The organism is Neobacillus niacini (assembly GCF_000759675.1).
GTDB lineage: Bacteria > Bacillota > Bacilli > Bacillales > Cytobacillaceae > Neobacillus > Neobacillus niacini_A.
The window spans coordinates 1-4116 of the sequence record NZ_BAWM01000039.1; the positions used below are offsets into that span (position 1 = coordinate 1).

Annotated in this window: 5 protein-coding genes; 4 read left to right on the forward strand and 1 reads right to left on the reverse strand. The window is 32.7% G+C overall.

Features of this window, described 5'->3' with window-relative positions:
* Positions 1 to 155: 155 nt before the first annotated feature.
* From TR08_RS16490 to TR08_RS16505, 4 genes are all read left to right on the forward strand, one after another.
* On the forward strand, positions 156 to 725 hold the full coding sequence (locus TR08_RS16490; protein WP_045519969.1) for a suppressor of fused domain protein: 570 nt from the start codon (positions 156 to 158) through the stop codon (positions 723 to 725).
* Positions 726 to 976: 251 nt separating this feature from the next.
* Positions 977 to 1732 carry a DUF4261 domain-containing protein gene (locus TR08_RS16495; protein ID WP_045519970.1) on the forward strand — a complete coding sequence of 252 codons (756 nt, stop codon included), beginning with the start codon at positions 977 to 979 and terminating at the stop codon, positions 1730 to 1732.
* 425 nt (positions 1733 to 2157) lie between these two features.
* Positions 2158 to 2358: a helix-turn-helix transcriptional regulator gene (locus tag TR08_RS16500; RefSeq protein WP_045519973.1), complete on the forward strand. Its 201-nt coding sequence runs from the start codon at positions 2158 to 2160 to the stop codon at positions 2356 to 2358.
* Entirely contained in the window at positions 2358 to 2735 is a 378-nt protein-coding gene (locus TR08_RS16505) for a hypothetical protein (protein WP_045519975.1), read from the forward strand. The genes TR08_RS16500 and TR08_RS16505 overlap by 1 nt, the downstream gene beginning before the upstream one ends.
* 345 nt (positions 2736 to 3080) lie before the next feature.
* Here TR08_RS16505 and TR08_RS30365 read toward each other — a convergent pair whose 3' ends face one another.
* Positions 3081 to 3470, reverse strand: a complete 390-nt coding sequence (locus tag TR08_RS30365; RefSeq protein WP_052427490.1) for a DUF3888 domain-containing protein — start codon at positions 3468 to 3470, stop codon at positions 3081 to 3083.
* Positions 3471 to 4116 lie beyond the last annotated feature (646 nt).

A 4116-nucleotide genomic window follows, 5' to 3' on the forward strand; every position in this document is an offset into this window, starting at 1 on the left:
GTGCGTTAATTGCGCAAGCACGGTTCTGGGAGGGGGGAGAACACAATCTACCGTAAGGTAGAGAGGTTCTCTTCTACTCGACTACTTTAAGAAGGGGATGGAAAATACAATGGAGAATTAATATATGGAGTTAACTTATCGAAGGGAAATTTAGGATGACTAACTTTGGAGAACTTTACTACGACCATTACAATAAATTTTTAGGAGAGCCAAATGACCGCGAAGTGTTTATAAATAATGAAGAATTGCCAAGTATACAAGTTTTGATATACGAAAATGTATTTGAAGAATGCTTAGTTTATAATACGCTGGGATTTAGTAAGTACGAGGAAATAGTAGGCGATAATGTTGAAGTCTCGATGGTGGTTGATGGAGCTTTTAATAGTGCAGGGTATATTCTTGCCAATGCTTTATTTTACTGTATCAGTAACCGAATTGAAGTAGTAAGAGGAGTAGCAATAAGTGGAATTGAAAATATTGATAGAGCTTTTGTTCAAAAATACGATAAAAACGCAGGTTACCTTACTGAACCATTCGCTTTTCCAGAAGAATATAGAAATGTTTGTAATGAGACTAAGTATAAGAATGGTAGAATGTTGTTAGCATTTTTTATTTCACAGATGGAATATGAATATTTTGTTAAGTATGGAACTGATAAGTTTGAAGAACTGTTAGAAGAAAGAAACGTTGATCCATTTAATGTTGCGAGAGCCTCTTCAGTTTGAAAGTCAAAGTCAATATGACAAGCATCTCTAATAAAGATATTGTGTGATTTTGAAGAGATGTACTTAAAGTAACGGGTGCGTTGATCCAATTTGAGGTAAGCAATTTTTACTTAAATGGTGTTATTATGATAGATTGAAATTAATGGAAATGAAGATATAAAAAGGTTTCAAAAAATGTATGGTAACTTTCAAGGTTAGCAAATTCTTTTAGGAGAGATTTATTTTAGGAATTAATTAAGGAGAGTTTTTATATGGAGAAAACCCAAATTGTAATTGGAATTCCTGGGAAATGGAAGAGTCGAACTGAAATCATTCAAGCCGTTGCTTCTAAAAGTGGAGGATATTTAATGGCCGGGAATATCATTCATAATGCTCAAAAAAATGTAGGATTTCAGGTTGAAGTCTATGAATACGATTCTAATCTTAGTGAAACGTTTAAATATGCTTGTAGGGGATCTATATCAAAAGAAGTTTTAGTTGAAGTAGATAACCATACCTATACCTTATATGTGATTACGGATGTAAAGGATATTCAGGATGTTAAAAATGTGGTGGATTTAGGTGTTGGGTTACTCAAAGCCGGTGGTATAGCCGTTAAAATAGAGAATTCCGGTTTAGCCCATTCAAAAGAGGATTGGTTAGAACTTCAAAATAATCCTGAATATTTCCCTTTATATTCCCATTTTGTAACTTTAATTGGGGAAGGGAATGTATACTATTCTTGTGGGATGCAGGTTTTTGGTCTTCCAGATGTAATTACTTCGTCTCAGTTATCTCCAGAAGACGCTGCTGATCTAATAAATAATTTTAATCTATACAACTTGGTTGAAAGACCCTCAATTAAAGAAGGAGAAACATTTAGCGTTGGACAAGATACATCTGTAATGAGAATTGCAATAATGAATGATTCAAGATACGATGAAGATAATTTATTCTATAACCCATTTGGATTAATTGAGTTAAGAGAAAAGAAAGAGAAAGGTAAGTTTTGGAACATATTCAAATGAAAGAAAAGGCTGCTGCGGCAGCTCTTTTTCTTGTTCGATTTACTGGACAGCATTCCTGAAATATAAGCTAAGTATGTGAAGAAGTGTACTTAAACAAACGGGTGCTTTACTTCAAAAAAAGGTTGCTACGGCAACCTTTTTCTTATTAAGCTAACGGTGCAGGTTAGTGCAATAAAATATCAAGTGAATGGGGATTAATGTTTCTTTACAGTTATGGTGTAACAAGAAGTACTAGAAAGTATATATTGTGATAAAAAATATTTAAAGATCTGGAGTCCAATGAATGGAGCAGCAGCTCAATTAAATTATGCTAACGTAAGCAAATTAGCTTTATATCAAAATTTAATGTAAAGCAAACTTGACTTTAAGAACCGATGTAAAGTAAACTTTAAGTAAAGCTAACTTTACATTAAGTGGGTGAATAAATGAAGAATAGGATAAAAGAGTTACGGGCTAAAAAGGATTTAACACAAGACCAGCTAGCTGAAAAATTAGAAGTGTCAAGACAAACAATTATTTCATTAGAAAGAGAACGCTATAATCCATCGATTATTTTAGCATTTAAATTAGCTCAAATTTTCAATTGCAAAATTGAAGATATCTTTATTTATGAGGAGGAGAAATAATGAAGAATAGTAAATTAATCTTTCTAATATTGGGTGTCATTATGTTTTTGAATGCTATGGTTGTTAATTGGGCTTATATTTCAAGTGGAAAATTTCCAGAAGGGTTAATGCTAATTGCCATTACAATTATGAGCTTTTGCTTAGCCTACTTATCGGACCATTTTGCTGCAAAAGATGAACGTGCTCAAAAAATAAAAGAGCGTGGAATTTACGTAAGTTATTTTTGGATGTTAGGAATAATATTCGTCTTATTATTATTTATTAATCCCTATTTAGGTATAATAAATATTTCTGCATATCATCTATTAACATTGATTGTATCGCTTTATATAGCAGTAGTATTTTTAAATATGGTTTATTACGCAAGGAAATATTAACAAACACTTATTTTATAAATAAGATATATAATCTTTTTCAAAAGTAACAGACTATGGATATTTTTATTTAAGGGACCTTTTTATTATGTTGAGATGTTTTTTTCTAATGAAGCAGGTCAATTTAATAAAGCTAATCACTTTACTAAAAAGAATCGAGTGCATTCTTTAAAAAGAAGTGTCTTCTTTTATTGGGGCATCTTGTTTTATAAGGAATATGTGAAAAAATGTACTTAAACTAAAGGGTGCTTGAGTTACATTAAGAGAACGTCAATGGCGGTCTCTTTTTTTTATGCAACTAAAGGAAAGGGAAGGTTTGTTGAAGAACAATAAAAGACAACCCTTTTACTAAGGATGTCTGTATTGATCTTCGTTTGGTTTTAACCTTCTGCTTTTGAAATCAATCGCCCGCCAACCTGGGTAACGATGATTACTGAAAGTGATGGTGACTAAATCATTAGGGGGATTGTGTGCTCCTTCAAATGTCGTTACCTGAACTGTTACATCAAAGTAGTAGCTGCCTTGTTCCAGTTTCTTGATTTGGAGAATCTTTTTGTTATAAAACTGCTTAGGTTTGCCGTAATGTTTTTCAATTTCTTTGTTAATTAAAGGAGTAAGCAAAATGTAGATCAAGTCATCACGCAACTGTACATCATTGTTAGTTACGGTTTCGGCTTGGACGGGAGAATAAGAGAAAAGAGTTAAGAAGGCAATCATTATTAAAAGGCTTTTTTTCATACGAATCCTCCATTTCAGGTTTCTCTTATTATCAACAATTAAAGAAATTCTTATTAAGCTAACGGGTGCTTGAGTTTAAGAATGAGTCGTAGCTGAGGCTCTTTTTCTTGTTCCGCTAATGAAGCAGGTTAGCTGAAGAAGGAAATTGAAAATAAAAGTAGAATTTATTTAAAGGATTGAAAATGTTATTCCAAGTCAGAATAGTTAAACAACGATTAATTAATTGGGAGTTAGAAGATGAAAAATAAAAAAAGAAATAGATACGGCTTTTTTAAAGATACTTTAATTGAGTTTATATTTGAAGTGGTTTGAAACATCTTAATGTTTATACCAAGAATGATAATTCGCTTAATAGGGAACATTTGGTGAAGTAGTTAGTCAAAATAGAGCTAACGAGGGAGATTGCAAATAAGAGCAGTCGTTTTTTTACAACAGGACAGCATTCCTATAATAAATGAACTGTAAAAAGGATAAGTTTGTGAATAAACGCACTTAAACTAAAGGGTGCTTGAGTTTAAGAAAGGGATTGCTGCTGCGATCCCTTTTCTTGTTCAACTAACGGAGCAGTTGTGCGGCCGAGCATAGGTCGTATCATATAGCGGGTGGGATTCCCGTCGAGAAAGAACTAGCCATTCACTCGTAGCGA

Excerpts from the sequence above, each read along its gene's own strand:
- TR08_RS16490 (WP_045519969.1), top strand. The coding sequence starts at position 156 with ATGACTAACTTTGGAGAACTTTACTACGACCATTACAATAAATTTTTA.
- TR08_RS16495 (WP_045519970.1), top strand. The coding sequence starts at position 977 with ATGGAGAAAACCCAAATTGTAATTGGAATTCCTGGGAAATGGAAGAGT.
- TR08_RS16500 (WP_045519973.1), top strand. The coding sequence starts at position 2,158 with ATGAAGAATAGGATAAAAGAGTTACGGGCTAAAAAGGATTTAACACAA.
- TR08_RS16505 (WP_045519975.1), top strand. The coding sequence starts at position 2,358 with ATGAAGAATAGTAAATTAATCTTTCTAATATTGGGTGTCATTATGTTT.
- TR08_RS30365 (WP_052427490.1), bottom strand. The coding sequence starts at position 3,470 with ATGAAAAAAAGCCTTTTAATAATGATTGCCTTCTTAACTCTTTTCTCT.